The sequence below is a fragment of the Agrobacterium sp. fls2-241-TYG-188a genome (assembly GCF_030209845.1).
The window spans coordinates 216,990-241,131 of sequence record NZ_JARVRD010000006.1 but is presented as its reverse complement, the minus strand read 5'-3'; the positions used below and the strand labels follow the sequence as shown (position 1 = coordinate 241,131).

The following is a 24,142-nucleotide window of genomic DNA, read 5'->3' as shown; positions in this document are numbered from 1 at the left end:
ATGCAGCGTTTCGTATCACACGCGGCTATAACGGCGTCATCGTCGCTACGTTAAGCCTCCTGGGACGGAAAGATACTTTGGAAGATCTCGAACTGATTTTCGTCTGTTTCAGAGAAGATTTCCAACGTCGCAACTTCAGAATTCGCTTTGAGAACAAACCCATTACACCCCATTGATGGCCAATCAATTTTGCGCCAATACCGGACATCGCGGCTGGCGCAAAATTTCTCTATCCTGCGACGTTGCAAAAGTCAGGAAGACAAGTGTCGCTTTAATTGGGCAGAGCGTCCGAAACTTCATGCGGCCTAATAATCCCGATTCGACCGTCATATGGTCTGTGGATCTTCGCCGATCATCCTCGAACTCGAAGCGCTCAGCACGATTGGTGCGGCTGTTACTTGACCGCACCATCGAGATAAAGATCTTCACCTCGTTGCAGCCGCGTGAAAGTGAAGTCGTCTTTTCTGAGAAAGCGGTCGAACCAGCCTAAAAGATCATCTGTGGTCGACGAGTTGCGATAGCCGACCAGCTTGACAGTCAGGGGAGCACTGAAGGCTATGTCAAATGCCGTGTCGAACTGGGTGGTGCCTGAAAGCTGAACCAAAAACGTGCCGCCACCATGGTGACGCATGGAGATTTCCGCACGAGCGAAGAACTCGTCGCTGTAAGTGGAGATAAGGCCGGGGGCTTCCCACCAATCCTCCCCAGTCAAAGCGTTTCGAGTTCCTTCGCCTTGGAAGTCTGCCCGAATTTCTTGGAGACTGCGATAATCACGATTCTCAAAGCGCTTCAGCGGAATTTTTAGCCACTGTGTATCCAAACCCGGGTTCAACCACTGCGAGACGTCATCCTCGGGGTCGTTGTTGGGATCGAAGAAGAATTTCGGAGATTTCACTTCTAAATTCAGGCCGACGTAGTCCTCCTCCAGTTTCTGACCAGGCCAAGATCCACTTGTGGCTCGCAAGGTGATGCGCGGTTCCTGGACTTTAAGGTCGAGCGGATAGCTCTGATAAACAAGCTTAAAATGTCCCATGCAGTTCTCCGGTATGAAAACTCCTCGTCGATTCCTGAAGATAGCGGTTGATGTTATACTTTGCTATGACGCATCTTTCAGGAACGGACCGCTCGCAATTGCTGCCTCTGCCGGAGGCGGGGGATGATTACGTGGGGCAGGACAACCCGGTCTGTTCCATTGAGGCCTTCGTGGATGAGGGCAGTTTTGAGAAAAATGCTAAATGGAAGCTTGGTGGGAAACGTAAAGTGGCCGTTGGAGCGGGTGGAACCCTCGGCGGGTCTATCGAAGGAGGAAAGATCGCCCGATGATTAGTCAAACCGCCCAAGGATGTTACGCAACTGTTTTAATATTGCCCCTGATATTTGGGACCGGAACGGCGAAGGCGAATGACACGTCTAAGTGGGTTGGAGAAGAGGACGCGTTCAAAGCCACGCCTATATGCGTTAAGTCAGAGCTTAAAATAGCCATGCCTCCCTACTCCACCCAAAACATCGTCTCTGCCGAGGATATGTGCGGGAAGGTCTACGTCTTCACCGATAGTGACTCTGATGAGAGGATCGCTTTCGCGGGCGGATTCATTTTTAATCCGGTGATAGAGGCACAGAAATATTCCGCAGCACGGCGCCAGTTGATCGAAATGTTAGCCAAAGCAGGCGGAGGGCCAAATCTGCATCTAGAGCTTTCAAGTCTTAAATCCGAAAATTTGCAAGGTTTCTTGTTCGAACAGATTGAAATGCGTGCAAATCGTATCGAAGGCCCAGCCGGATCCATGACCTGGGATGTCGGTGTCCGTGAGTTTGGTGAACAAACTGCGATTATCTTCAGCGGCGTGACAGATCTCGCTAACCAACAAGAGACACTCACAGACGAAGAAAAAAGATCTGCGGTCGAGCTATTAGATGAACTTTCACGATGGAAGAACGAAAGCCTCAACCATCTTGTAAGCGGAACTAAATAACCCTGATTGTCCTTCGGCATGCAGGAGCCGTTTTCGGTCCTTCATATGAAATCACTCAGACCGGGAGGCAGGGAGACCATTGTGAATGACATTCCGGGCGACTCGAGGTTTTAGCTCTTGGCAAGATGATCGGGTTGGACAAGGCAACAGAAACTTTGCCAATCGAAGATGGCGATCGTTGTTTGCGGTGCGTTATGGAAGGGTCAGTGCGCGGCGTGTGAACATAGTCCAAGCGGAAAAGCGCAGCATGGCTCTCAGTACTGCGACAACCAACTGCTGGAGGCTTCAAATCAAAAGGCCGTCCCGTCATCCAAAAAATCTACAACGACAGCTGCCAGTGCGACAAAAAGTGCGGTCTGATTTTGCCTTCTAGTTAATAAACGTATTTGGAGTCCTCATGCCTGATTTCATTCTCTATGAAGGAGATCCGACTGCCGTGCCGGCTTTTCGCATCATAGCGATCATCGATGGTGATATACACGGCGAGCGCAATCGACAGATCCTGACTTCGATCTATGCAAAATTCGAGGCGCTTTTTGGTGAAAGCGCCAATGTCACGTCTTACAATTTCCCGGGATATACAGGCAAGATTCGCTGGGCAAACCCCAAGATCATTGAAGACGGACGCTCGTTTTTTCAAAAGCAAAGAACGAAATACGGCCAGGGCATCAGACGCTACGGCTACGCTCTGGATAGTTTCAAGGAGCCAGCACTCCCTTTTTTTGGTGTCGAGCAGCGCAGCTACTTCAACTTTCTTGAGATCGCTATCCCTGAAGACGATAGCTCGGCGATGGATTATGCAAATTTTGTGACAGAGCAGCTCATGGAGGCGCCGGTGATCAGCGGCGTCATGGGAATGGGCTTTTTCCTGCCCCCTTATAAAAGCAGCTTACAGTTCATGGTGGGCGGCACGACAGCTCGGTATAGGGCTGTGATCGACGTCACGCCAGATATGCTTATGGAAGGCATTCGCAAGGAAGGCTCGGCCTATCGCTGGAAGCCAGGTGAGCAACCGGGCATTGGCGATATCGGCTGGCGGACGTTTGTGGGCGCCGAGTTTTGGGATCGTTTGCCCGATCAATCGAAATTAAATGAAACGCCGAATGTAGAAATAGAAAAATCCGATAGCGTTCTTTGCATAACCGCCGGCGAGCGCCCGATCTGGGGTGACGTCAACAAGGGCGAAGATATCGGTGCCTATAAGGTGTCTGCACGTTATCTTGCTCCTGTTCGCATGCCCCATGGCGTTTTGGAAGCCTTCGGCTTCGGTGGCAACGGCACGCCGGAACACAAAAGTAAGGTCGAAGCTTATCTGACACGTTTTGATTGATGTGGGTCAGTTCCTGCTGCGGGCGAAATCACACGTTAAGGGAGGATTGCGGCACCTGCCATCGCGGCTTGGCAGCGCGGTATCAGCAAGGAGAATTCACTCCGTTTTGAGCCCGAAACTTCAGCATCTTTTTCACCAGGTTGATTGCTGTCCTCACCACCTTTCCTTTTCCGAACAGCAGCAGCTCTGCCGGTTTTCCCATGCAGGCACTTCACAAAGGCTTTGCTGACAGGACCGTAGACGAACGCATAGTGATTGAGATCTACATAATGGGTGCACTGTCGCAATCAGATTGCCTTCGGCGTTGCATCTCTCAGCGTAGGTATATTCTGCAGCGGTCTCCAAAGGCGGTTCAGAACTGCGCTCTTGCTGTGCAAATGGCAGCCAAGCAGGACGGCCGTGCTCCCGACGTGATGAATCCTGTCAAGCTCGACACGGAAGCTTGTTGCAATCCGGTCTTTCTCAGCGGAAACAGAACACGCCACCGACTGTCATAGCGGGCGATTTTGCTGGTGAACGCCAACTTATGTCCTCCCTAAATCCAGAAGTACCCGCAATAATCCCGAATTTTCTTGATGTATTATACCGACATTTTTCAAAGCCAAAGGTTCAAACGTGGGCTTTAGGCAACATGTTTTGGGTAACGATGAATCTGGCTATCTTCCGACATCCATTGACGAAGCTACATCATTAAAGCAGGAATTTTCAGGACAAAGGAAACCACGGATATGAAATTGATTATCGAGTGGTGGGAAGCTGATCGACTACGACGATTTCGGACCCAGCTTTGCAGATTTCTATTCACATAAACTAGAGGTTCCGGTACCAAATGCAATTCTAGCTCGCGATATTATTGGTGCCCGCCCGGTACTGCCAGGCGTTAGAATTGTCCCATCTATTTCTAACCTAATTTATCTGAAGTAAAATCGATGAAAAAAACAGTCTTAGTGAGTTATATATTTGGCGAATCACTAGGAGAATGTGAGTTTACTTATGACGTGCAGAATCTTACGTTAAGCGCTCGAGTAGCCGGAGAGATATTTCTGGAAGAGGCTAGGACGGGCAACTTGTTTTGGAGCGCTTTTAATAGAATAAGAAGCCGCGTCGATGGTGAGTACAAATTCTTATGTAATGGTGCTCGCATTCGAGCATACATGTCGCCTCTTGTCAGAGATGCTAACGCCGGTCTGCTGCTATATGCTTGTGATCATCTAGATAAGCCTGACAAAACAAAACTATACTTTTTGTTTGATGCCGCCCCTTGGGCCGACGTGGGATCACTCACAGAACACCAGATCTGGTGGAAAAAAATCTTCCCGGAAACAACGTCAATCACTTGATATTTATTATTTGGGCATTTGCGTGAGGTGCGGAATTTCGTGAAGTGAAATGTTGAGGTCAGGCCGAATATCGACGTTAACATGATTTTGTTGGGTTTCAGCGACATGTAACCCGTTATCCATTTCTTGTTAGCCCGCAGATCCGGTGTATGAGTTGCCTGACAACAGTTTTATCCGGCGCAAGTGGATCACGATCAAACGGAAAAATGGATCAAACTCATATGAAAAACGAACAGCTAAAGCCAAGAGTGCGCAATCACCCGCTCCCTCATGACCTTGCATCTTGATCCAGTCGACCGGTTGGCCAAGCCTGGGGCTGATCATCGGCGCAAATGTACTGCTCAAGCAACGCTGCAAAAATTCCAGCAAGAACGAACTCGAACAGATGCGACATGCAATTTGGCTTGGGGCGCTCCAGAAATCGCGTTTCAGCATGAACGCACACCAAGTGATACAAGGATTTTTAATTTGACGTCTCGCTTCACGTTCGACTCAAACGGAGCAGCGGATGGCCCTTGTTTTGGCGATAGCCTAAGGGCGTTTTGCGGCCTCGACCATGACCAGCACGTTGAAGCCCTCCCGCACATCAAACCTGTCTTCAGCTAGCAACGCATTGCCGTGCGCGTCCATGAACCACTTTGCGGTGTGGGGATCGTAGAACTCCGCAATGGCGGCTTCGACCTTTGCTTTTGCCTCGGTCAGAACGTTCAGCTTTCCCAGCTTTCGTGTGTTGATTTGAATTAGCTTGCGTTTTGCGGGCTTGCCCGCATCGGATACGAACACCGAGAGCTTGTCGGTGTTATAGCTTTTAATGCGGACCCGCAGCCGCTTAGGGCGCGTTCTGTCGAATTTATCATTGATCAACTGGATGCGGGCTTCGATCTCGTCATCCTCGAGCTGGGTCTCCGGCATGACGTCGCTAACCGGAATCAGATCGTCGGCAAAATGCTCGTGCGCCACTTCCGCTGCGTGATGGGCGTAGGCGAGATATGTAACGGGCAAGGTCGCGAGCCATTTGCGTCGTTGGGCGATAGCCATGGATTTGGCTGCAAGCTCACCGAACTTCGACACGGTAAAGTTCTCGCGCTTCTGGCCGTCATTGGTCATCAATGTCGCCTGCCAGGCGTCGCCCTCGCGGGTTTCGACCCGCCGTACCCCGGAGATTCCACTTTCGTTATTCTTTCGCAGAAGAACCGCCTGCTCGTGATTGGTGGCAGGGGGAATGGCGGCAATGATGGCATCGCGATAGGCGCGGGCCTGAGCGTAGGCTGCATCATCCGAGCCATAGATGCTGTCCTTGAACAGCCGTACGATCTTGTGGCCACGTCGCCGGATGCTGACCCACCAGCTGGCACCACGACGTTCATTGGCCTCCTCCCGGTGGAGACCGTAACACTCGGCGTCGTGTTTCGTGTTGGGGCTATGAGCCTTCAGGCGGATCTTTTCCACCGCAGTGTCCCCATCCATTAATGCCATGGCTCTTCCCTTTCCTCACCTGCTTTCATCGTGAATTAGTCGGCAGATTGCGGCGAGTTTGGGGTTGCGGAACGATTCTCTGAGCAGTCGGTTGTACAAATGTAAACAGCTCCATGCTTTTGCCACAATGATTGATTGCATTGCGTCCAGATTTTGACAGCTGATTGATAATTTACCCAATCCGATCACCGGGGTGTCCAATGACCGAGCAGCCATCGTCGTCCGAGTTCATCCAGGCCAGCCGTGTTTTGAAGGTCAAGTCGCCGCTCGGCGAAGATCAGTTGCTGCCCGAGCGGATGGTGATCAATGAAGGCGTTTCGCAGCTTTTCGAGATACAGTTGAATGTCCGCGCCAAAAAGGAATCGGTCAAGCCAGAGGAACTGATCGGCAGGCTGGTCGACGTCTCGATTGAGGTGAGCCAAGGCGATGGAGAAGGCGGCGGTATTCGTCGCCCGTTCAACGGTTTGGTGACCGACCTGCATGAAGGGCCGCCGATCACCCGAGGCCTGCGCTCCTACGCCATGACTATCCGCCCACAAATGTGGCTGCTCTCTCGCCGTTCAGACTGCCGCATCTGGATGGACAAGACATCCATCGAGATCGCCGAAACGCTGTTTTCCGAACACGGCATTCCAGCCCCGGATACATCCGGCATCATCAAGGTTCCACCACCGCAGCACTACAGCGTGCAGTTTAACGAACGGGATTTGGACTATCTGCTCCGCCGTTTCGAAGAGGACGGACTGTTCTACTGGTTTAGCCACGAAGACGGTTCTCACAAGCTGCATGTGGCCGATACCGCCAATGGCTGGCTTGGTCCATCTCCCTCTACACAAGGCGAAGGCAGGGTGCGATTGGCTCAGGGCTCCTCGGATCGCAACCACATCAATGACTGGGCCCGTCGGTTTTCCTATGTGCCAGGCCAACGCGCAGGTGCAGACTGGAACTTCGAGACACCCGGCATGGTGCCCAGCAATATGACACCTTCACTGGTGCAGATGCCGGATGCGACCAAGCGTGAGCTTTACGAATACCCCGCCCGTATCAAGACCGTGGAAGAGGCAGAGCGGGCCCAGAAACTGCGGGCGCAATCCATCGAAGCCGACCACGACCGTGTCTTCGGCGGATCGACCTCCCGCATACTCGAGGCAGGCCGCCGCTTCACGCCTTACGAAGTTGCCCATCCCGAGCACGAATATGAAGAGCATGTGATCATAAAAGCAAGCCACACCATCGTGGATCGTTCTTATGAGACCAACAGCAACGAACCGGAATACCGCAACCAGTTCGAGGCCATCCCCGCCCGCGTTCCGCTCACTCCGCACCGCACCACCAAGCGTCCGAAGATAGAAGGCACGCAGGTTGCCATCGTTGCCGGTCCGGCAGGCGAAGAAATCCACCCCGATCAATATGGCCGCATCAAGCTATGGTTCCCATGGGACCGCAAGGCTAAGAAGGATGGAACGGATACGTGCTGGGTCCGCGTCGCCCAAAACTGGGCGGGCTCCACCTGGGGCGGCCAGATCATTCCACGCATTGGGATGGAAGTGATGGTCGCTTTTGTCGATGGCGATCCGGATCGGCCGCTAGTGACGGGGGTGGTACCGAATGCACGACAGACCGTGCCTTATGATCTGCCGGCGAATAAGACGCGAAGTACCTTTAGGACGAATACGCACAAAGGCGTAGGGTTCAACGAATTGCGTTTTGAGGATGCGGCAGACAACGAAGAGGTATTCCTACATGCTCAGAAAGATACAAACTTCGAAATATTAAACGATTACTCCAAACGTGTTGGCCACGATAAGTCTGAACTCGTGGCCAACGACAAGTCAACAGAGGTTCTTGGGGACCATGATGAAGTAATCGCTGGCAACATGTCTATTGCGGTTGGTGAGAATGCATTATCCACCCTGTTAAGAGATAAGACGAAACTCGTCTTTGATGCGGTTGGAACAGCACTCGGAAAACTTAAAATTCCTGATCCCTTTAATTTTGCAAAAGGGAATTTCCAACTCTTTGTAGAGAAGAATCATTCTCAAGTCGTGGGTATCGGATCGTCAGAGGTTGTGGGAGGAGCGAAATCTACAATTGTTGGCCATACTTATCAAACGACAGTAGGTAAATCTCATAGCGTCATAGTAAGGGGCCGTTCTGATACGGATATTGGACGCATCATGAATATTCGGGTGGGGGAACAGTTAACCATCAAAGTTGGCGAGAACTCGATGCTGACGATGTCCAGAGAAGGCCACATTGTCATCAAAGGGAAACACATAGCGTTTGAAGCTGATCAAATAACTCAAAACTGAGATCATAATGGCGGAAAAACCTAAAGAACTTGAGAGGTCACCTTGGATGGGGGTCCCGTTTTCAGCCTATAAGGACGAAAACGTCTTAGATATGCTGGAGACAGATCTATCGACGTACAAACGGCACCCCTTTTTTCCGGTCTCCCCGCGGATTTCTCCATCCCTTTCGCACAATGTACCAGCGTCAAACGCTCAATCTTGTGGAAGGCTTTGCGAGCACATTCCTGATGTTGCGGACGCAGTCTCCTTTGCACGTGCATCGACTGTCAACAAACTTGTTCCACCAAAAGAACGCCAAAACGAAAAGCAAGAAGAAGAACAAGAGCAGGCATGGAAGTTCGGGGAATTCAGTCAAAAGTATGAGGACTTTGGACAACGCAGGGGGATTCAGCGGGGTGTCCGAGAGTACTTGGCGTCCGGCTACACTAGACGTAATCCCAATGGCAAAACTGACCATGACACAGATTGGCGGGGAAAGTGGAAGGAACGCAATTTCCAGATCGCAGAGTATACTTGGTGGAAGCTCGATAAAAGCGCCTACGAAGATAAATTCGGGGATCCAAAAACAGACTGGGCTTCAGGCGAGTACAAAATACACGCAAGAGAAGGCGACGCAAAAACAGGCTTTTCTTTCACGAAGGGCGGTATTGATGCCAAAGCCACAGCAAAGGCAAGCTATGCGGCAGCTCAAGGTAAAGTAGAGGTACTAAAAGACCAACTACTATCAGGATCCGCAGAAGGCGCCCTTCTAAAAGCTGAGGCGGAAGGGGAAGTAGCCTTTGTTAAAAATCCCGAGGAGATTACCTTAACCGGTAAGTTGGGGGCTAAGGCTAACGTAGTTGAGGGTACGATCAAAGGAGAGCTCTGCGTTACTCCGACACGTGTTGGTAATGCTGGGGTTTTCCTATGGAACAAGCTATCTGGCTCCCACCAGCCCTATATAGATGACAAATGGGACATCGGCGTGTGTTTAGGCGGCGAACTGCAGGGAGCTGTGGGTGCTCAAGCGGAGGGATCCGCCGAAGCGGGGGTTAAGAATGGTAAGGCTCGAGCTGAAGCGGGTGTAAAACTGGGCCTTGGTTTGGGCGGCGGTGTAAAAGGATCGGCTGGTTTGACTGGTCTCGATAAGGCAGCTGACCTTATCAAGGGATGGTAATAAAAATGACAGGGAGAAAAAACGTTGCATTACCTATTCTCTGTGACGCGTTGGACGTGTCTTTCAGCGCTAGTTTTATTGACCACCGCAATTGGATTGAATGTGATGGCTGAAGATTATGCGAGCCGTTTGAAATTAGACAAAACCGCCGAGGCTTCAGAAGCATTCAGCGTTAAAGGTTCGAAGAATTTGAATTTTCACGCTGTAAAAATTGATGGCGTCAGATGGTTTAATGAAGATAGAACGTTGTCGGAATGGGATGCCTATTCCGTGTTCGACAAAGTTGAGCTGAAATCTATTGGCTATGACCCCTCTAACCGGGACCATCTGGAAATTCAGATTATTAGCGCCGAAATCAAGCCCGAAAAAGTGGCGAGAGGCGTAGATTACGCACGCCTCTTCGCAACAGAGTCGGGAGCGTCGGTCTCTGCAATGAAGGAATATGGCAGAGATGCAGGTGACGTTTTCGCTATTGGGCCTGATAACGGATTCGAACGCCGAGAAAGGGTCGCTGTTTGGCGTCAAGACACATCTTTGCTCATCATAAGAGCCAGCTATGCGCAAGATCAGGCTCAACGTGTCGAACCCGAAATCGCAAAATTTCTGGGGGCGCTAAAGCTTGACAACAAGGAAGCTGATAGCATTGACGGCGCGATGCATTCGGAACAGCTGCCGTCCAGCGGTCATGCTGCATACTCCGCTCGACTACCCGATGGATGGAAAAAGCTTTCTCAAAACGGCGATCCGAATCCTTCCTACGCTGGTGCGATCTTTACAAACTCTAATGATCCCGACGGAAACTCGGCTGTATCTTTATTCGTTTTTCCGACACCAAAGGCGAACCTCGCTCCCACTGATGAACAATTGCGTCAACTCGCTGCGAAGGTAGTAGAGATCGAATTGCAAAACCTTATGCCAGACGTCGGCTTTAAATTGGATGAGGATGTAAGCTTCGTTCCGGAGGAAAAAATCGGCGACGCGGACAAAGGCTTTATTGATATCGTCACCCTCCAAGGTAGCGGACAGAAGATACGTGCCAAGACCCTACTAAGTCTCAAGAAGGGCGTGGTTGTCGCAATAGCTTCGCTCACGGCGTTTCCTGCCACACCAACGGACATTGCAACAATGATCCATACGGACTTCGTCACGCGCACCATTGGAGACGGATTGGTGGATCAGCTGAAATAGAGAGTTGGGGTCGATGGAAGCGCCGACGTTTGCGATCAGCGTTCCATCTGGTGAGTTTTAGAGGGAGTTTCCACAATATGAATCAGATCTCTGATCGTAAAATGCTTTTGGAAGAGGTTCTTCCATTGCCGGACGACGCGTTTGGCAAGCTTTTGAAACTCGCAACGATGATCGAACTTGATGGTTCGGGTACGCTGACGATTCGCAACGGCGAAGCCCGTATTTCATTGGGTTCCGATGGAGTTGTGAGGGTGGAAGGCAAAAAAATTATCCAAATGGCTCGCCAGAATATCGCGCTGGACGCCGCCTATATCGATCTGAACTGACCAGCATGTGGGCTGTCAGCAACAACACGCCTTTCTCCGCGGACGGTTACTTCGTTCGAGACCGCGATGGAAAGGAATATTGGTGTGTCGCCGTGCGCGGGCGGTTTCGCGCGCGTGCCGATGGCATGACAGATCTTCTTGAACCACAGCCTGTCCGGCTCTCGCCGGCCTATCGTGATGAATGTGCAAATGAGCTCCTCGCGGATGCTGATTTTGCGCCGTTCAGGCCCGCCGCAGATATTCTTCTCCATGGCTCAGCCGTTGTGAAGGACGAGAAGGCCCTGGACCGTATCGATGTAATGGTCGCTGTCGGCATAATGACTAAGCAGGCCGTCGTAACGGGCGAAGCGCGCATGATCAAAAAAAAACGTGGGTGGGAGACTGTCGAAAGAGAGAGGGCCTCACGTGTTGAACTGTCATGGACGCGGTCGCTCGGCGGAAAAGATCCCTTTTCTTATGACGATGGCGACGCGTGCGAAGCTAATCCCATTGGCCGCGGCTGGTCCCGGCATTTCGACCGCGCGCCGGAGGGAACAGAAGTGATTATGCCGCAGATCGCGGCTCCTACCGATGTCTTCGATCCAGACCGTCCGCTTTCGCAGCCGTTCGGCTTCGGCGCGATTCAGCCGGCCTGGGCAGCGCGGTGTATTCACGCCGGGACCTATGATGACGCGTGGATGAAACACCGGTCGCCGCTTTTGCCTGCCGATTTCTCGGAGAATTTTTACCAGACCGCTCCGATCGATCAAATCTATCCCGGCCAGTTGCGTGGTGGCGAACCGGTCCGTCTGGAAGGGCTTCATCCAGAAGGCAGTTATGCATTTCGCCTTCCGCAATGTATCCTTGAGGCGGATACGCGGATCGCTGGCAAAATGTTGACGCACAGGTTTAAGCTTATTCAGGTAGAAATCACTGGTGATGAGCGACTGGTAGATATGGTCTGGAACGCCCATGTGCCATGTGGTGGGCGCGATCAGGACGTCGAGGTGTCTTTCCTTCGACTGAGGCAAATGGCCGGGGTCATCTCATGAGAGCAGCGGTTTCGATCTTAGCAGCTGGTCTGACATGTCCCGCGGGCAAAGATTTTGAAGCGGCAACTGCCGCCTATTCGAGCGGCGAACGGTTCACCGAGAAGGACCGCAACCTGGTTATGGCGGACGGGCAACCACCGACCCTAGCGCCGGTCTATCCGTTGACGGAAGAGAGGGACTATGTCGAGCGGCTGCGCAAGTTACTCTCCTGCGCGCTTGCTGATTGCCTTGCCCAATTGGCGCAACGTGGGCAGGAAAGCGCCGATTATGCAATGCTTCTGCTGCTGCCCTATTGGATGGAAGGCGGAACCGTCGCGGAGGCCTTCGAGGCCAAGCTCCAGAAAACCCCACTTGCGCCGGTGAAGACCCTTTCCGTTTCCTTCGGCGGACAGGCAGAAAGTCTGCAGCTTGTTGGTAAGGATGGTCCGGAAATCGTAAGGAGAACAGGAAGAGTTGTCCTTGTTGCGGTTGTTGACAGCTATATTCACTCGGATATGCTCGACAGTCTGGCCTATCACGGGGAGCTGCTGACACGGGACAATCCTTACGGCATGGTTCCCGGTGAAGCGGCTGCTGTGATCGCGCTAGGACCGGAAGACAAAACGCGGCTTGGCCGGATTGCGCGCCTTTCGATCATGGAAGAGCCTGAGAGCCCTGTTGATCCCGAACGCGGATTGATGGGGCGCGCCTTGGCGAGCTGTTATGGAACCCTCCTCGAAGGCGGCTTTTCTCCGGACCGCTTCATTGTTGATTTGAATGGTGATCGTGTCCGCGCCGAGGAATTCGGATACGCGATCACAACCAATGCTGCGAAAATGGCCGACCTGTCTGACAGAGCGGAAATCCCGACGCTTCAGCTGGGTGACCTTGGATCCGCAAGCGGGCTTGTAATGACCGCGCTTGCGCTTGGGTCCGCGCCAAGATTGACCGTAGAAAAGGCAGAGCTGGGCGGCAAGGAATTTCTCTACACCCTTCTGTCCGCGAGTTCCCGTAACGGGTTGAGAGCGGCGACAATCGTGGAAAGCGTCCAGCATGACATTGAAACCGGCAGGATAGACACATGAAGGAAACAATCCGCATCAATGGGATTACACTCTGCCACAAAAACTCGAATGGCTATGTTCGCTCGACTCTGCCGGATGTATGCCTCACCCCGCCCAAGCCTGTGCCTGTGCCGTATACGAACACCGCATTCGCCCGCGACCTCGCCAACGGTACCACCACGGTGTTTTCGCACGGTGGGGCGATGAATGGCGTGCGCGGCTCCCGGTTCTCCAAATCGATAGGTGACGAACCCGGTTCGTCCGGAGGTGTCAAATCCGGTACGCATCTGCATGAGGCCACCTTTCTGTCCTGGTCTCCCAACGTGTTCATGCAAGGCCGCGCAGTGACGCGCCTTACCGACAAAATGCTCCTCAACAGGGGCAACACCGTATCGGTCGGTGGCTACAAGACCGACCTGCCCGAAGGCCATCCCGAACGTTATCTCTGCGAGGTGGGCTGCCGCTGTTATGCGCTGCATCGCCCGAGAAACAGCGTTACCGAGGGGCTTGAATGGATGGACGAGGTTCTGCCGCGCGACGACGAGGCGAGCCCCGGTCGCTACCAGCGCTGTGTCGACGCGACGATCCAGGCACAATATCCGAACACGGTTCTTGGCGGCAGCATGCCGGTCGGCGATCCGCGCACCAATTATGGCTATATTTCCGAGCTTGGATTCTGGGACCCGAACAATCCAAGCAACACATTCCCGGACAAACCACCCGGAAATGTCATCCTCCAAGGAGAGGAATACGACATTCCCAAGGTTCCCCGCAGGGCGCCCTGGGGCGGTACGCGATGGTTCAATGTGCGTGGCTCCCGCTGGCTTGATGTGGTGAAAGTCGAGAACGGCCAGATGACCCATACGTACGACATGAAGTTTCCGGGTGACAAGTTTCCAAATGATGCGGCGAAGGATGATGCTTATCGTGCTATCGCAAGACGGTACAGAGCTCGTTACAGGGAGTTCGTGGTGTTGGATGAGTGCGACAATTGCGAAGAATCTGTGAGACAGCGCGAACAGGAACGCCAGTGGGAAGCCGAAGAACGATGGCGGCAGCTGAAAAAGGGGCTTGAGAATGCTCCGCCGATCTGGCTTCCGTTGCCCGGGCCCCGGATCCCTGGCGGGCGCCGCCCGCCCGTGCCAAGCTGGTAGGATGATGTCATGAATTTGAACGAACTGGTCGCTGTTGTCGCGAACGTCGAAGAGCGAGGGGAACTCGAAAAACTGGACGAAATCGGTTTACCGCCTGGCAATGTTGTTCAATGGCTGTTTGGCCTGACGTCAGGGTTTTATTTTGCGGATGGTGAAACAAGGCGTACACGCCAAGCCATGCTCGATTTGGGGCTACGTTACTACGACCTTGCGGAAGGCAACGCAAATGTGTTGTCCTTTAACGAGCGTGTACGCCGTATCTCGTCACGGGATGACGTCGCGAATTATCTGTCACAAGATGAATATTTTGACGAGGCAGAGACCGCGAGCTTCTATATCAGGCACATGCCAAAGCAGGCGTTGCGTTCGACCGATCCGGTTCACGATTACTTCACTGTCCTTCTTCCAAGCGTTGGCTACCGCGGTGGTAACGGGCGGCTGATGTATCAGACGCGGCTATCGGAATTGTCACGCAATCCAACCGGCGTCGTTCGCCTCTTTGTTGACGCTTGCCGCGATCTTCGGGTTTTTTATGCAGTGTCCGGCATGTCGCTTTTCTTCTATTCCTATGCGGCAGGTGCGACTGAGAAGGCATATCCCTTGTTTCGTCGGTTTCCAGGCCTTCTTTACGAAGATGGCAGCAATTTCACGTTGGAAATATTGCGTCGCACCGATGTGATCCGAGACGTGAATTGGTTGACAGCCATCAACGACGAACTGCTGGCGCGGCTCGGTGGATTTGAAAAAGCAAGAGATGTGCTGGGAGACGAGATTGTCCTCCATCCTTACGAGGGAGGCGTCGTTTTCCAAGCGGGTGCCCGGCCTGTGCTCGGCGACTTGAACAAGGGGCGAGTGCCTGCTGCGTACCGCGCAGTCAACGATTTTCTCAAGCCCCTGCGTTACGAGGCCTGGGATTACCCCTATCTACAAGCTCCTTACGGTGTTGACGAGATGGAGTATACGCAATGGTGGATGCATCGGTTTGACGATGGTGAACGTTGAGCTTGCTAAGCCTCATGAATTTAAACGAACTCATCACCACGATGGCGATCCTTGAGGCGCGAGGTGAACTCGAAAAACTGGATGAAATCGGTTTGCCCCCTGACAATACCATCCAATGGCTGTTTGGGCTGACCTCCGGCTTCTATTTTGCGGACTGAGAAACGCGTCAAATACGCCAATCCATGCTCGGTTTGGCATTGCGTTATTACGATCTGGCAAAGGGTAACACCAATTTATTGTCATTCAATGAGCGGACATGTCGTATTTCAGCAGGAAAACAGATCGAGGAATATCTGTTGCAGGGCGGCTATTACGACGACAAGGAGACGGCGAGTTTCTATTTAAGGCATATGCCAAAACAGGCGTTGCGTTCGACGGATCCGGTCCACGACTACTTCACTGCCCTTCTTCCCGGCGTCGGCTATCGCGGTGGCAATGGACACCTTATGTGCCAAACGAGGCTATCGGCGCTGTCGCGCATCGGGATTGTTTGGTCTGTTTTTTCGTTAACGCCTGCCGCGATCTGCGGGTTTTCTACGCCGTATCGGGTTTTTCGCTCTTTTTTTATTCCTACGCGTCGGGTGCAACGGCAAAAGCCTACCCTCATTTTCGCAGGTTTCCCGGGCTGTTTTACGAGGATGTCGCGCGTTTTGGATTGGCGATACGAGACAGGACGGACACGATCCGCGATGTGAAGTGGCTGACGGCCGTCAACGATGAGCTGCTCGAGCGGGTTGGCGGCATTGATAAGGCACGAACGTTACTTGCTGAGGAAGCCATCCTCCACCCTTACGAGGGCGGTGTCGTTTTCCAGGCCGGAGAGCAGCCTGTGCTCGGTGACTTGAACAAAGGGTGCGTGCCCGCGGCCTACCGCGCAATCAACGATTTTCTCAAGCCCCTGCGTTATGAAAACTGGGAGCGCCTATCTTAGAGCGCCACATGATGTCGATAACATGGAGTACACCGAATAATGGACACGCCGGTGCGATGGTGGTGAGCGCTCGGGTGGTCGGGGACAGAACAAGGGCAGTTCAAAATCGTACGCTAAGATAGCGTCAGTTCCGACTGAGGCCAAATAACACGTTTAGCTGCCCAAGTAAACCTATTTGGGTTTTCCACGCCCGCAAGCCATTGTATTTACTTTGACCTGCCACTCAAGTTTCATCCGGGTGCGATTAGAGCCTCGCCGGTTTTCGATAAGCCATATGGCGTGGTGTGAGCAACCGGCGGAAACGCGTAGCTCACACATTGCGTAGCGTTGGAGCCGGTTGCGGCGATGATCCCTCCATAGTCGGCCGGGGTCCGGTATCCGAGCGATGAAAACGGCCGGAAATTGTTGTAGTCGTCAGCCCATTCCGCGATGGCACTGCGGGCATGATCAAGCCCAAAGAACACGCTCGTTGAGCAGCTCGTCGCGCATGCGGCCGTTGAAACTCTCGACATAACTGTGATCAGTGATACAGAAATGGACCCGTCAACGTGAGAAATATTAAAGCGTTATCGTGCTTATCGTCATAGGGACCCCCTGCCGTTTGCCATGCTCCCTTCAGAGCCTGCCGAGCACTTTAGTATACTGACCGCCCCTCCCCTTGGAAAGGACGCGCAGAGATTGGACTCTACTCAACTATATCTCGTAAGAACGCTTCAGTCAGTTGTCCGCGTCGGGTAAGGGGGGGGCAGAACAAGAGTAGTCCGGAATTGTACGCTAAGGTCGAACGGACCGTGAACTCTCGTCACGTCCTCGCATGATGGTCTGGCGGCTGGTTCCAAATTTCCGGGAGATGGCAGAAACGCTCATTTCTTTTGCAAGATCCTCACGCACGTCCTGCTTCTGTCCATCGCTGAATGTGGAAGGTCGCCCGAGGGTCTTGCCTTCGAACTTTGGCCGCCTGAGGCCTGATTGCGTCCGTTCGATCAGCAAATCCTGTTCGAACCGCGCGACGGCGTTTAGAACCTGCATAGTCATCGTACCGGAGGAACTATTGAGATCAGCACCACCCAGAGCGAGACGGTAGGCCTTCACGCCTATTTGCGCGAGCAGCTTGACGGTGGTGCTGACGTCGATCGTGTCACGGCCGAGCCGATCAAGCTTCGTGACAATTAGACTGTCACCCGATTCCGAGCGGTCCATGAGCCGGGAAAACCCGCGACGCTGTGCAATGGCGGTGCTGCCTGAAACTGTCTCCGCGACGATCCTGCGTGGTTCGATCTGGAAGCCTGCGGCTTCGATTTCCTTTATCTGGTTCTCAGTTGTTTGTCCGGTCGTCGAAACGCGGTCATAGACGAAAGTGCGCAGCATTGGGATCTGTCCCACACTTATATTAGAATGCCGACTAGACTGCTGGTGCCGGTCGAAGCCGGTGAGGATGTGATTATTTCGCGTGGCAACGACCCGATTGTTCGCATGCCGAGGATCCCTAAGGAGAGCGATCTGCAACTGTTGATGAACGAAGTCCGCGCCGCACGATCACGGGCGATGCCATCGACGAATGAAGAGATCTTGTCATGGCGCGACGAGGGCCGTCGTTGATGACTTTTATTATCGATGCATCCATCCCGAAAAGCGTATCACTGATCGTGATCATGGCATGCCGCAGAACGTCTATCATCTCCTGCGCGAGCAAGGCTTTCTGAAATCCATTGGTTCTCACCCACCCGATACGGTTCGCAGACGGTTGGCAAGTGGTCGACGCTAACGAAATGGCGCGGCCATCAATGGGTATTAGCCTCCCCTGCCCTCAAGCAGGCGATCCGGCTGGCGGTCCGGGCCACGCCCCGTCCGCGAAAACGCAAAAGCGCTAAGGCTGTGACCGGTGACGTCCTGGCAAAGCTCCTTGCGACCTGTAGCACCGATAGCCTGCGCGACGTCCGTGACCGGGCAATTTTGATGGTGGCGTTTGCCTCCGGTGGTCGTCGGCGCAGCGAAATCGCTGGACTGCGCAAAGAGCAGTTGACCGTCGAGGCCCCGATTGCGGTCGACAACGCACCTCCCCTCCCCTCGCTTTCGATGCATCTCGGCCGGACAAAAACTTCCGGAAGTGAAAACGACGATGTTGTTTATCTAACGGGGCGGCCCGTCGAGGCATTGAATGCATGGATGACAGCCGCGCGCATCGATAGCGGAAGCATTTTCCGCAAGATCGATCGCTGGGGAAATCTGTCCAGACATGCGCTGGAACCGGGCGCCATCAACGCGATCCTGAAACAGCGTGTGGTTATGGCCGGGCTGGAGCCGGGGGAGTTTCCGCCCGCCACCACGTATGGTATACACAGACGACGCCATCGCGCCTCGGCCCGCGCTTCTTCTGGCGCCAGATTTTTTGGTGAGGCCAGCGGATGGCCGGGGGCTTCGTAGAGCGGGATGCCATCGCGGGCGATATGCACGGAAGAAGGGCCAGCCCCTTGCCAGCATCGAGTTTACCTCCTGATATGAATGCGCGATGAAATTGACCGGCGCGGAGAGGTGTCCGGCGATTTCAAACTCTTGCGCGAAGCGTGCGGCGGCTTTTTCCCAGGCATCATATTTTTCGGCAAACTGCTCATAATTGACGACGATGAGCAGATCATAATCCGAGAGGTAGCCGCTTTTTCTATCTTCCACCCAGTTGCCGCGTGCGTAAGAGCCGAAGAGGATGAGCTTCAAGATGCGTCCGCGTTTGGCCTTTTCCGAGAGCTTGGTTTCCAGGGACTCGTCAAATTCATCAAACAGGATTTGCGCGATGCGCTGCAATTCGCGGCGCTTCTTTTCGGGCAAATGGCTCAGACGCTCGATGTCCATTTCACAATCCTTGCAACTCCCGAAAGGTGGCAGGGGAACGCTTCACCTGCCCCGACCGCCTGTCTGCCTTAGCAGAACAATCCCGGTTTCGGGAAGGGCCGTTTCGTGGTGTTGGGTGGTGCGGCGCAAACCGGCTCGGCTGCGGGTGGTTTCACGATGCTGGTGGCTTGTGGCGGGTCGCGCCAATCTCGAAACTGCTGTTTGCCAGGTGGTCCAAGCATTCAATTCTGCCGCCTCGGCTGCCGCTCTCGATCTCAGCGGGCAAGAACCGCCTTGCGGAGCGGCATCTGCCGGACGATAGTGGAAGCAACGCAAGCATTTGTGACTCGCTGGCTTGCGGGTTCACCAACCCTTAGAAAGCACCCCATGGCACCCCGCAGACCGCTAAACCCACGAGACGCAGCCGAAGCCTTGTTTTCTGCGCCCAAGAAGGTCGCGGCTCCTGCCGTGGAGAAACGGGCTATTCCCGGGACCAAGGAACTGGTGAGCCTGAAGATTGACAGCGATGTTCTGGCGCACTTTCAAGAAGATGGCCCCGGCTGGCAGGAGCGGATGAACGATGTTCTACGGGCGCATATGTTGGCGCAGGGCGACGAGGAGGCTTGAGGCGGCGGCGGGTCGTTTCTGGTTTTAGACCAGAGACACCTTTGTGCCGCTATCCAGGACGATGTGCAGGTCTCGGATCATTCCGGCGGCTTGCAGAAACGTTTCCCGCAGCTGCGCATCATCAGCCAAGCCGTGTTCTGCCGCTGAGGCGGTTGTCTTGATATCTGCGAGGGTATCGTGGCCGGGGCCTTTGGGTATGCCTGCGGCTTCGCGCAAATTTTCAATGGTTGCCACAGCGCGTTGCAGAATGTTGCGCTTCTGGGACGCATTCAGGCGCTCCATGCGGTTGGCATCTCGAACAAGTTCACCAATGATATCTGTCGTCAGGCTCATGCTTCATGAGAATGCCAGCCGCGCCTGATACGTCAAGCATGGGTGGGGGCGGATATTAGACGTGGCTTTCGTTTCATTTTGCATGTGATCGAACCGCATCAGGCTTCGATGGTTATCTCTCGCAGGCGATGATCTTGCGAAGGCGATGGTGAGGATGCGACATGCGGACTGAACATTTTATGCTGCCCAAGAGCGACTGGGTGCCGAACAACCCGAATTTTCCCGTCATCATCTACCGGCAGATTGATTTGGCCGGTGGCTCTGCTGACTTTGAGGCTGTCTTTGCTGCCTGCGGGTGGACGGGCATTTGGCGCAACGGCGTTTTCGATTATCACCACTATCACAGCCAGGCGCATGAGGTTCTGGGCGTGGGCCGTGGGGGCGCCAAGCTTCAACTCGGCGGGCCGGATGGGCCTGTGCTGGATGTGAGCCAGGGAGATTGCCTGATACTGCCTGCGGGAACGGGGCATCGCAACATTGAGAGCTCGCCGGAGTTTCAGGTTGTTGGCGCTTATCCGCCCGGGCAAAGTGCCGATATTCAGCGCGATGCGCCGACCGCCGCGATGCTGGCCACGATTGCGGCGCTACCCCGACCAGACAGCGATCCTGTTCTGGCTTCATCTGGTGGTCTGATTACGCTGTGGCAGGAGACGGCTGCCAGCACCATGCGGTGATGATGGGCTTGGAAAATAAAGGGTTTCACGAAGATGGGTGATGGGCTGACGGAACAAACGGCCACGCGGTTTGTTGTTTTGCACTAGCCGAAAATTGCTCAAATGCGGTGCAAAATGGATTCTCGCGTGGCCAACGCTTCTCTTCCCCTGATTTCTCCTCAAGACCTTGAAGAAATTGACCGGTTTCACACCGCCTGGTGTGAGGAAAACGACGTCAGCAAAACTGATGAGAGAGCGGTGGAAGTGGCATCAGCCCTGATCGACTGGTATGTGAAGACCCCTTCCTATCGCCAGCGCGCCAAGCTGGACCGCCCGCCGGATGTGCCTGTTTCGCAGGAAATAGAGGCGTTGCTGAAAGACCTTGGACAGGCGAAGTAAGCGGGGGTGGCTGGTGCGGTGGTGCGGACTTCTTGTTGTGTACACAGTCCGGCAAAATGTGAGTGGCGTCTACGAGAGGATTCGAACCTCCGACCCCAGGATTCATACCACTTCGGCTTTAGCCGCCGTCCGCAGACGTTCGTGGTCTGGACTGTCCCTTCGCCATGAACCTTTCGGTTTTTAGGCGCTGCCCATCCAGTCTCTACACCTTCAACGGGCTTTCGCCCGGAGCTTGGCTCGGGATTGGCATGTTGCGAGTGCAACGAAGCTTTCCCCGACTTTGAGCAGATCGATTATGGCGTTTCCGACCATAACCCCCAATTACATTTAGGAATCCTGTGCTCTATCCTGCTGAGCTACGTAGACATTTCTCATTTTTTCACGGGGCTTGGATACCTCATCAGAGATGTTTGGGCAATGTCATTTTGACGATTCCGTGCAATTGGGCAGCCGGGCGGACCCGTGTGCTACTCGCCTCGCGGGTATCGCTGGTTTTCTTCCAGAACATTCAAGTCCATGTGATTTCGCATGTAGCGTTCCGACGCCTTTTGCAGGGGCTGATAATCCCACGGGAAATAGGCGCCGTTGCGCAGCGCCTTGTAAACCACCCAGCGTCTTGCCTGACTTTCGCGGACCGAGGCATCAAAGGCTGCGAGGTCCCATCGATCTCGGATTTGCTGCGTCATCGAACTCAACAGCTGCGCGTGTCTGGGATCGCCCGCGAGATTGACGCTTTCCTGTGGGTCTGCTTCGAGATCAAACAGCAGCGGTGGATCCTGTTCGCACACACAAAGCTTGTAGCGCCCTTCGCGTATGGCAACCAGGGGAGCGATCGATCCTTCCGCCGCATATTCCATCGGCACAGGACTGCGGCCGGTGGTCTGCTTTACGAGCCCGGTCAGGTCTTCGCCATCCGTCCATCGTTTCAGCGAGGTAATATCAAGTCCGGCGAGCGAACACAGGGTTGGCGTCACATCGAGCGTCGATACCGGCTGATCGATCCGGGCGGGTGCCCATTCAGGGGTGGACAGCATCAGCGGGACGCGGGACGCGCCTTCAAAGAAGCACATCTTGAACCACAAGCCACGTTCGCCAAGCATGTCTCCGTGATCCGACAAAAACAGGATCGTGGTGTTTTCATCCATTCGCGTCCGCTTCAGCACATCGAGAATTTCGCCTATCTTGTCATCGATATAGGAGATATTGGCGAAATACCCTCGCCTTGCGCGCCTGACCTCTTCGGCAGAGATATCGAACGCCCTGTGATCGCAGGCTTGCAGAAGCCGCTGTGAATGCGGGTCCTGCTCATCGAAATCCAACGGGCCGACCTGTGGATCAAGCGCGGGGCAATTTTCATAAAGGTCCCAGTATTTGCGCCGCGCGACATAGGGATCATGCGGGTGGGTGAAGCTGACGGTCAGACACCAGGGCCGGTCGTCCAGCCCGCGTGACAGATCGTACAGTTTGCGGGTTGCGTGATAGGCAACCTCATCGTCATATTCCATCTGATTGGTGATTTCGGCAACACCCGCGCCCGTGACCGAACCCAGATTGTGGTACCACCAGTCAATCCGCTCCCCCGGCTTGGTATAGTCGGGCGTCCAGCCGAAATCGGCAGGATAGATGTCTGTTGTCAGCCGCTCCTCAAACCCGTGAAGCTGATCCGGCCCGACAAAGTGCATCTTGCCGGAAAGCCCGGTGTAATATCCGGCAGAGCGCAGATGATGCGCATAGGTGGGGATGTCTGAGGCGAATTCGGCCGCATTATCGTAGACGCGCGTACGGCTGGGCAACTGGCCGGACATGAAGGATGCACGAGCGGGCGCGCATAATGGGCTTGCCGTATAGGTGTTGGCGAAGCGCACGGAACGCTTCGCCAATTGCTTCAGATGTGGCGCGTGAAGGAAATCCGCAGGTCCATCGGGAAAGAACGTTCCGTTCAACTGATCGACCATGAGGATAAGAAAATTCTGACGCGCCATGCATCTACTCCGTATTACAGACCAACAGCGGCCTTGACTGCCGGCGCACCCGGTTTGCCATCCAGCGTCATGACGCCCGAAAGCCAGGTGTCGATGGCGCCCGGATTGGCCTTCAACCACGCTTTAGCCGCATCCTGCGCGGTCTGGCCACCCAGGATGTCTCCCATCAGCTTGTTTTCCATTCCGACATCGAATTTGAGGTTCTTCAACAGGGCCGTGGCGTTGGGGCATTGCGCCGTCCAGCCCGTGCGCGCAAGCGTGTAAACCTGGGCGCCACCGAAGTTCGGCCCGAAATAATCATCGCCCCCAGCCAGATATTCGATGGAAAAGCTCTCATTCATCGGATGGGGAGCCCAGGCCAGGAACACCACGCCCTTTTTCGACTTTTCGGCGCGCGCCACCTGCGCTAGCATCGCCTGCTCACCGGATTCGACAAGCTCCCAGTCCTTCAGTCCGAATTTCTCGTCTGCTATGATTTTCTGGATGTTCTGGTTGGCGGGAGCGCCGGGCTCTATGCCGTAGATCTTGCGATCGAATTCATCTGCGTGCTTGGCAAGATCCGCAAAACTCTTAATACCTTTTTCGGCCATGTAGGACGGGATGGCCAGCGTGAACTTGGCACCTTCAAGGTTCTGGCCGACGACCTCGATGGCTTTTGCAGAATTCAGATCATCGATGAAAGATTTTTGTGCGGGCATCCAGTTGCCGAGGAAAACGTCTATCTCCTTGTTTTTCATGGCTTGGTAGCCAATAGGCACGGAAAGTGTCTTCACGTCGGCCTCGTAGCCCAATGCGCCGAACAGGACGGATGCGACGCCATTGGTCGCGGTGATATCTGTCCAGCCGGGATCGCTCATGCGAATGGTCTTGCAGGCAGCGTCGTCCGCGGCCTGGGCTGAGCCGGCAAACGCGCCAGCAAGAAGAACGAGGCCTGATGTGAGCTGCCTTAAACGCTTTTTCACCTGCATTGCCGTCTCCTCATGTTTGGAAAAAATAAAACATCAACAGATTGATCTCTTCCGTGAAGCGGATATTTTTTGATGCCTGACAAAAGGAATTT

24 protein-coding genes and 3 pseudogenes are annotated in these 24,142 nt (G+C 54.0%); 18 read left to right on the top strand and 9 right to left on the bottom strand.

Annotated features, from left to right (window positions below):
* Window positions 1-394: 394 nt before the first annotated feature.
* Complete coding sequence (locus tag QRN85_RS18905; RefSeq protein ID WP_162729405.1) at window positions 395-1,033, bottom strand: hypothetical protein; 639 nt, start codon at window positions 1,031-1,033, stop codon at window positions 395-397.
* Between the two features lie 65 nt (window positions 1,034-1,098).
* On the opposite strand from QRN85_RS18905, the gene QRN85_RS18900 reads away from it, so the two are divergent.
* The 4 genes from QRN85_RS18900 (at window position 1,099) to QRN85_RS18885 (ending at window position 4,643) form a co-directional block, all read left to right on the top strand.
* Window positions 1,099-1,323, top strand: coding sequence for a hypothetical protein (locus tag QRN85_RS18900; RefSeq protein ID WP_284759756.1), 225 nt, complete (start codon window positions 1,099-1,101; stop codon window positions 1,321-1,323).
* Window positions 1,320-1,973: a hypothetical protein gene (locus QRN85_RS18895; RefSeq protein ID WP_284759748.1), complete on the top strand. Its 654-nt coding sequence runs from the start codon at window positions 1,320-1,322 to the stop codon at window positions 1,971-1,973. Before QRN85_RS18900 ends, QRN85_RS18895 begins: the two co-directional genes overlap by 4 nt.
* A 397-nt stretch (window positions 1,974-2,370) precedes the next feature.
* Entirely contained in the window at window positions 2,371-3,303 is a 933-nt protein-coding gene (locus QRN85_RS18890) for a hypothetical protein (RefSeq protein WP_284759747.1), read from the top strand.
* 929 nt (window positions 3,304-4,232) lie between these two features.
* Window positions 4,233-4,643: a hypothetical protein gene (locus QRN85_RS18885; protein WP_113218282.1), complete on the top strand. Its 411-nt coding sequence runs from the start codon at window positions 4,233-4,235 to the stop codon at window positions 4,641-4,643.
* A gap of 129 nt (window positions 4,644-4,772) precedes the next feature.
* Here QRN85_RS18885 and QRN85_RS18880 read toward each other — a convergent pair whose 3' ends face one another.
* Both QRN85_RS18880 and QRN85_RS18875 read right to left on the bottom strand, forming a co-directional pair.
* Entirely contained in the window at window positions 4,773-5,078 is a 306-nt protein-coding gene (locus tag QRN85_RS18880; protein ID WP_162746575.1) for a hypothetical protein, read from the bottom strand.
* A gap of 96 nt (window positions 5,079-5,174) precedes the next feature.
* Window positions 5,175-6,119, bottom strand: coding sequence for a hypothetical protein (locus QRN85_RS18875; protein ID WP_284759746.1), 945 nt, complete (start codon window positions 6,117-6,119; stop codon window positions 5,175-5,177).
* A 200-nt stretch (window positions 6,120-6,319) separates the two neighbouring features.
* Here QRN85_RS18875 and tssI point away from each other — a divergent pair, with 200 nt between their 5' ends.
* From tssI to QRN85_RS18825, 10 genes are all read left to right on the top strand, one after another.
* Window positions 6,320-8,431 carry a type VI secretion system tip protein TssI/VgrG gene (tssI, locus tag QRN85_RS18870; protein ID WP_284759745.1) on the top strand — a complete coding sequence of 704 codons (2,112 nt, stop codon included), beginning with the start codon at window positions 6,320-6,322 and terminating at the stop codon, window positions 8,429-8,431.
* A gap of 7 nt (window positions 8,432-8,438) precedes the next feature.
* Window positions 8,439-9,587, top strand: a complete 1,149-nt coding sequence (locus QRN85_RS18865; RefSeq protein ID WP_284759744.1) for a hypothetical protein — start codon at window positions 8,439-8,441, stop codon at window positions 9,585-9,587.
* A 105-nt stretch (window positions 9,588-9,692) separates the two neighbouring features.
* A complete protein-coding gene (locus QRN85_RS18860) occupies window positions 9,693-10,775 on the top strand; it encodes a hypothetical protein (RefSeq protein ID WP_113218286.1) in 1,083 nt (360 codons plus the stop codon).
* A gap of 77 nt (window positions 10,776-10,852) precedes the next feature.
* Window positions 10,853-11,101, top strand: coding sequence for a hypothetical protein (locus tag QRN85_RS18855; RefSeq protein WP_284759743.1), 249 nt, complete (start codon window positions 10,853-10,855; stop codon window positions 11,099-11,101).
* Between the two features lie 5 nt (window positions 11,102-11,106).
* A complete protein-coding gene (locus QRN85_RS18850; RefSeq protein ID WP_113218288.1) occupies window positions 11,107-12,132 on the top strand; it encodes a DUF2169 family type VI secretion system accessory protein in 1,026 nt (341 codons plus the stop codon).
* Window positions 12,129-13,196, top strand: coding sequence for a hypothetical protein (locus QRN85_RS18845; protein WP_113218289.1), 1,068 nt, complete (start codon window positions 12,129-12,131; stop codon window positions 13,194-13,196). Before QRN85_RS18850 ends, QRN85_RS18845 begins: the two co-directional genes overlap by 4 nt.
* Window positions 13,193-14,329 carry a DUF4150 domain-containing protein gene (locus QRN85_RS18840; RefSeq protein WP_284759742.1) on the top strand — a complete coding sequence of 379 codons (1,137 nt, stop codon included), beginning with the start codon at window positions 13,193-13,195 and terminating at the stop codon, window positions 14,327-14,329. The genes QRN85_RS18845 and QRN85_RS18840 overlap by 4 nt, the downstream gene beginning before the upstream one ends.
* A 9-nt stretch (window positions 14,330-14,338) precedes the next feature.
* The gene (locus QRN85_RS18835; RefSeq protein ID WP_113218291.1) at window positions 14,339-15,331 is read left to right on the top strand and encodes a type VI immunity family protein; all 993 of its coding nucleotides are present in this window, start codon (window positions 14,339-14,341) and stop codon (window positions 15,329-15,331) included.
* A 14-nt stretch (window positions 15,332-15,345) separates the two neighbouring features.
* Complete coding sequence (locus QRN85_RS18830; protein ID WP_284759741.1) at window positions 15,346-15,489, top strand: hypothetical protein; 144 nt, start codon at window positions 15,346-15,348, stop codon at window positions 15,487-15,489.
* 290 nt (window positions 15,490-15,779) lie between these two features.
* Window positions 15,780-16,262: a type VI immunity family protein gene (locus tag QRN85_RS18825; RefSeq protein WP_284759740.1), complete on the top strand. Its 483-nt coding sequence runs from the start codon at window positions 15,780-15,782 to the stop codon at window positions 16,260-16,262.
* Between the two features lie 230 nt (window positions 16,263-16,492).
* On the opposite strand, the pseudogene QRN85_RS18820 reads toward QRN85_RS18825, so the two are convergent.
* Both QRN85_RS18820 and QRN85_RS18815 read right to left on the bottom strand, forming a co-directional pair.
* Window positions 16,493-16,781 (bottom strand): annotated as a pseudogene (locus tag QRN85_RS18820) (integrase core domain-containing protein); the annotation flags it as partial.
* A 255-nt stretch (window positions 16,782-17,036) separates the two neighbouring features.
* Complete coding sequence (locus QRN85_RS18815) at window positions 17,037-17,630, bottom strand: recombinase family protein (protein WP_284759739.1); 594 nt, start codon at window positions 17,628-17,630, stop codon at window positions 17,037-17,039.
* A 256-nt stretch (window positions 17,631-17,886) separates the two neighbouring features.
* Between QRN85_RS18815 and QRN85_RS18805 the strand changes: the two are divergent.
* A pseudogene (locus QRN85_RS18805) lies at window positions 17,887-18,686 on the top strand (site-specific integrase); the annotation flags it as partial.
* Between the two features lie 210 nt (window positions 18,687-18,896).
* On the opposite strand, the pseudogene QRN85_RS18800 reads toward QRN85_RS18805, so the two are convergent.
* Window positions 18,897-19,109, bottom strand: a pseudogene (locus QRN85_RS18800) (nucleotidyltransferase); the annotation flags it as partial.
* A gap of 366 nt (window positions 19,110-19,475) precedes the next feature.
* On the opposite strand from QRN85_RS18800, the gene QRN85_RS18795 reads away from it, so the two are divergent.
* On the top strand, window positions 19,476-19,715 hold the full coding sequence (locus tag QRN85_RS18795; protein WP_062585942.1) for a BrnA antitoxin family protein: 240 nt from the start codon (window positions 19,476-19,478) through the stop codon (window positions 19,713-19,715).
* A gap of 24 nt (window positions 19,716-19,739) precedes the next feature.
* Here QRN85_RS18795 and QRN85_RS18790 read toward each other — a convergent pair whose 3' ends face one another.
* Window positions 19,740-20,048 (bottom strand): hypothetical protein, encoded by a 309-nt coding sequence (locus QRN85_RS18790; protein ID WP_113218294.1) that lies wholly within the window; start codon window positions 20,046-20,048, stop codon window positions 19,740-19,742.
* Window positions 20,049-20,209: 161 nt separating this feature from the next.
* On the opposite strand from QRN85_RS18790, the gene QRN85_RS18785 reads away from it, so the two are divergent.
* Together QRN85_RS18785 and QRN85_RS18780 are read left to right on the top strand one after the other, a co-directional pair.
* The gene (locus tag QRN85_RS18785; RefSeq protein WP_113218295.1) at window positions 20,210-20,722 is read left to right on the top strand and encodes a cupin; all 513 of its coding nucleotides are present in this window, start codon (window positions 20,210-20,212) and stop codon (window positions 20,720-20,722) included.
* A gap of 126 nt (window positions 20,723-20,848) precedes the next feature.
* Window positions 20,849-21,100, top strand: coding sequence for a hypothetical protein (locus tag QRN85_RS18780; RefSeq protein ID WP_284759737.1), 252 nt, complete (start codon window positions 20,849-20,851; stop codon window positions 21,098-21,100).
* Between the two features lie 467 nt (window positions 21,101-21,567).
* Here the strand turns inward: QRN85_RS18780 and betC are convergent, their stop codons facing one another.
* Together betC and QRN85_RS18770 are read right to left on the bottom strand one after the other, a co-directional pair.
* A complete protein-coding gene (gene betC, locus QRN85_RS18775; protein WP_113218296.1) occupies window positions 21,568-23,082 on the bottom strand; it encodes a choline-sulfatase in 1,515 nt (504 codons plus the stop codon).
* A gap of 14 nt (window positions 23,083-23,096) precedes the next feature.
* Window positions 23,097-24,050: a choline ABC transporter substrate-binding protein gene (locus QRN85_RS18770; protein ID WP_284759736.1), complete on the bottom strand. Its 954-nt coding sequence runs from the start codon at window positions 24,048-24,050 to the stop codon at window positions 23,097-23,099.
* Window positions 24,051-24,142 lie beyond the last annotated feature (92 nt).

What these genes read in the sequence shown, in the direction of transcription:
- QRN85_RS18905 (WP_162729405.1), bottom strand. Translation starts at nt 1,033, where the DNA reads ATGGGACATTTTAAGCTTGTTTATCAGAGCTATCCGCTCGACCTTAAA.
- QRN85_RS18900 (WP_284759756.1), top strand. Translation starts at nt 1,099, where the DNA reads ATGACGCATCTTTCAGGAACGGACCGCTCGCAATTGCTGCCTCTGCCG.
- QRN85_RS18895 (WP_284759748.1), top strand. Translation starts at nt 1,320, where the DNA reads ATGATTAGTCAAACCGCCCAAGGATGTTACGCAACTGTTTTAATATTG.
- QRN85_RS18890 (WP_284759747.1), top strand. Translation starts at nt 2,371, where the DNA reads ATGCCTGATTTCATTCTCTATGAAGGAGATCCGACTGCCGTGCCGGCT.
- QRN85_RS18885 (WP_113218282.1), top strand. Translation starts at nt 4,233, where the DNA reads ATGAAAAAAACAGTCTTAGTGAGTTATATATTTGGCGAATCACTAGGA.
- QRN85_RS18880 (WP_162746575.1), bottom strand. Translation starts at nt 5,078, where the DNA reads ATGCTGAAACGCGATTTCTGGAGCGCCCCAAGCCAAATTGCATGTCGC.
- QRN85_RS18875 (WP_284759746.1), bottom strand. Translation starts at nt 6,119, where the DNA reads ATGGCATTAATGGATGGGGACACTGCGGTGGAAAAGATCCGCCTGAAG.
- tssI (WP_284759745.1), top strand. Translation starts at nt 6,320, where the DNA reads ATGACCGAGCAGCCATCGTCGTCCGAGTTCATCCAGGCCAGCCGTGTT.
- QRN85_RS18865 (WP_284759744.1), top strand. Translation starts at nt 8,439, where the DNA reads ATGGCGGAAAAACCTAAAGAACTTGAGAGGTCACCTTGGATGGGGGTC.
- QRN85_RS18860 (WP_113218286.1), top strand. Translation starts at nt 9,693, where the DNA reads ATGGCTGAAGATTATGCGAGCCGTTTGAAATTAGACAAAACCGCCGAG.
- QRN85_RS18855 (WP_284759743.1), top strand. Translation starts at nt 10,853, where the DNA reads ATGAATCAGATCTCTGATCGTAAAATGCTTTTGGAAGAGGTTCTTCCA.
- QRN85_RS18850 (WP_113218288.1), top strand. Translation starts at nt 11,107, where the DNA reads ATGTGGGCTGTCAGCAACAACACGCCTTTCTCCGCGGACGGTTACTTC.
- QRN85_RS18845 (WP_113218289.1), top strand. Translation starts at nt 12,129, where the DNA reads ATGAGAGCAGCGGTTTCGATCTTAGCAGCTGGTCTGACATGTCCCGCG.
- QRN85_RS18840 (WP_284759742.1), top strand. Translation starts at nt 13,193, where the DNA reads ATGAAGGAAACAATCCGCATCAATGGGATTACACTCTGCCACAAAAAC.
- QRN85_RS18835 (WP_113218291.1), top strand. Translation starts at nt 14,339, where the DNA reads ATGAATTTGAACGAACTGGTCGCTGTTGTCGCGAACGTCGAAGAGCGA.
- QRN85_RS18830 (WP_284759741.1), top strand. Translation starts at nt 15,346, where the DNA reads ATGAATTTAAACGAACTCATCACCACGATGGCGATCCTTGAGGCGCGA.
- QRN85_RS18815 (WP_284759739.1), bottom strand. Translation starts at nt 17,630, where the DNA reads ATGCTGCGCACTTTCGTCTATGACCGCGTTTCGACGACCGGACAAACA.
- QRN85_RS18795 (WP_062585942.1), top strand. Translation starts at nt 19,476, where the DNA reads ATGGCACCCCGCAGACCGCTAAACCCACGAGACGCAGCCGAAGCCTTG.
- QRN85_RS18790 (WP_113218294.1), bottom strand. Translation starts at nt 20,048, where the DNA reads ATGAGCCTGACGACAGATATCATTGGTGAACTTGTTCGAGATGCCAAC.
- QRN85_RS18785 (WP_113218295.1), top strand. Translation starts at nt 20,210, where the DNA reads ATGCGGACTGAACATTTTATGCTGCCCAAGAGCGACTGGGTGCCGAAC.
- betC (WP_113218296.1), bottom strand. Translation starts at nt 23,082, where the DNA reads ATGGCGCGTCAGAATTTTCTTATCCTCATGGTCGATCAGTTGAACGGA.
- QRN85_RS18770 (WP_284759736.1), bottom strand. Translation starts at nt 24,050, where the DNA reads ATGCAGGTGAAAAAGCGTTTAAGGCAGCTCACATCAGGCCTCGTTCTT.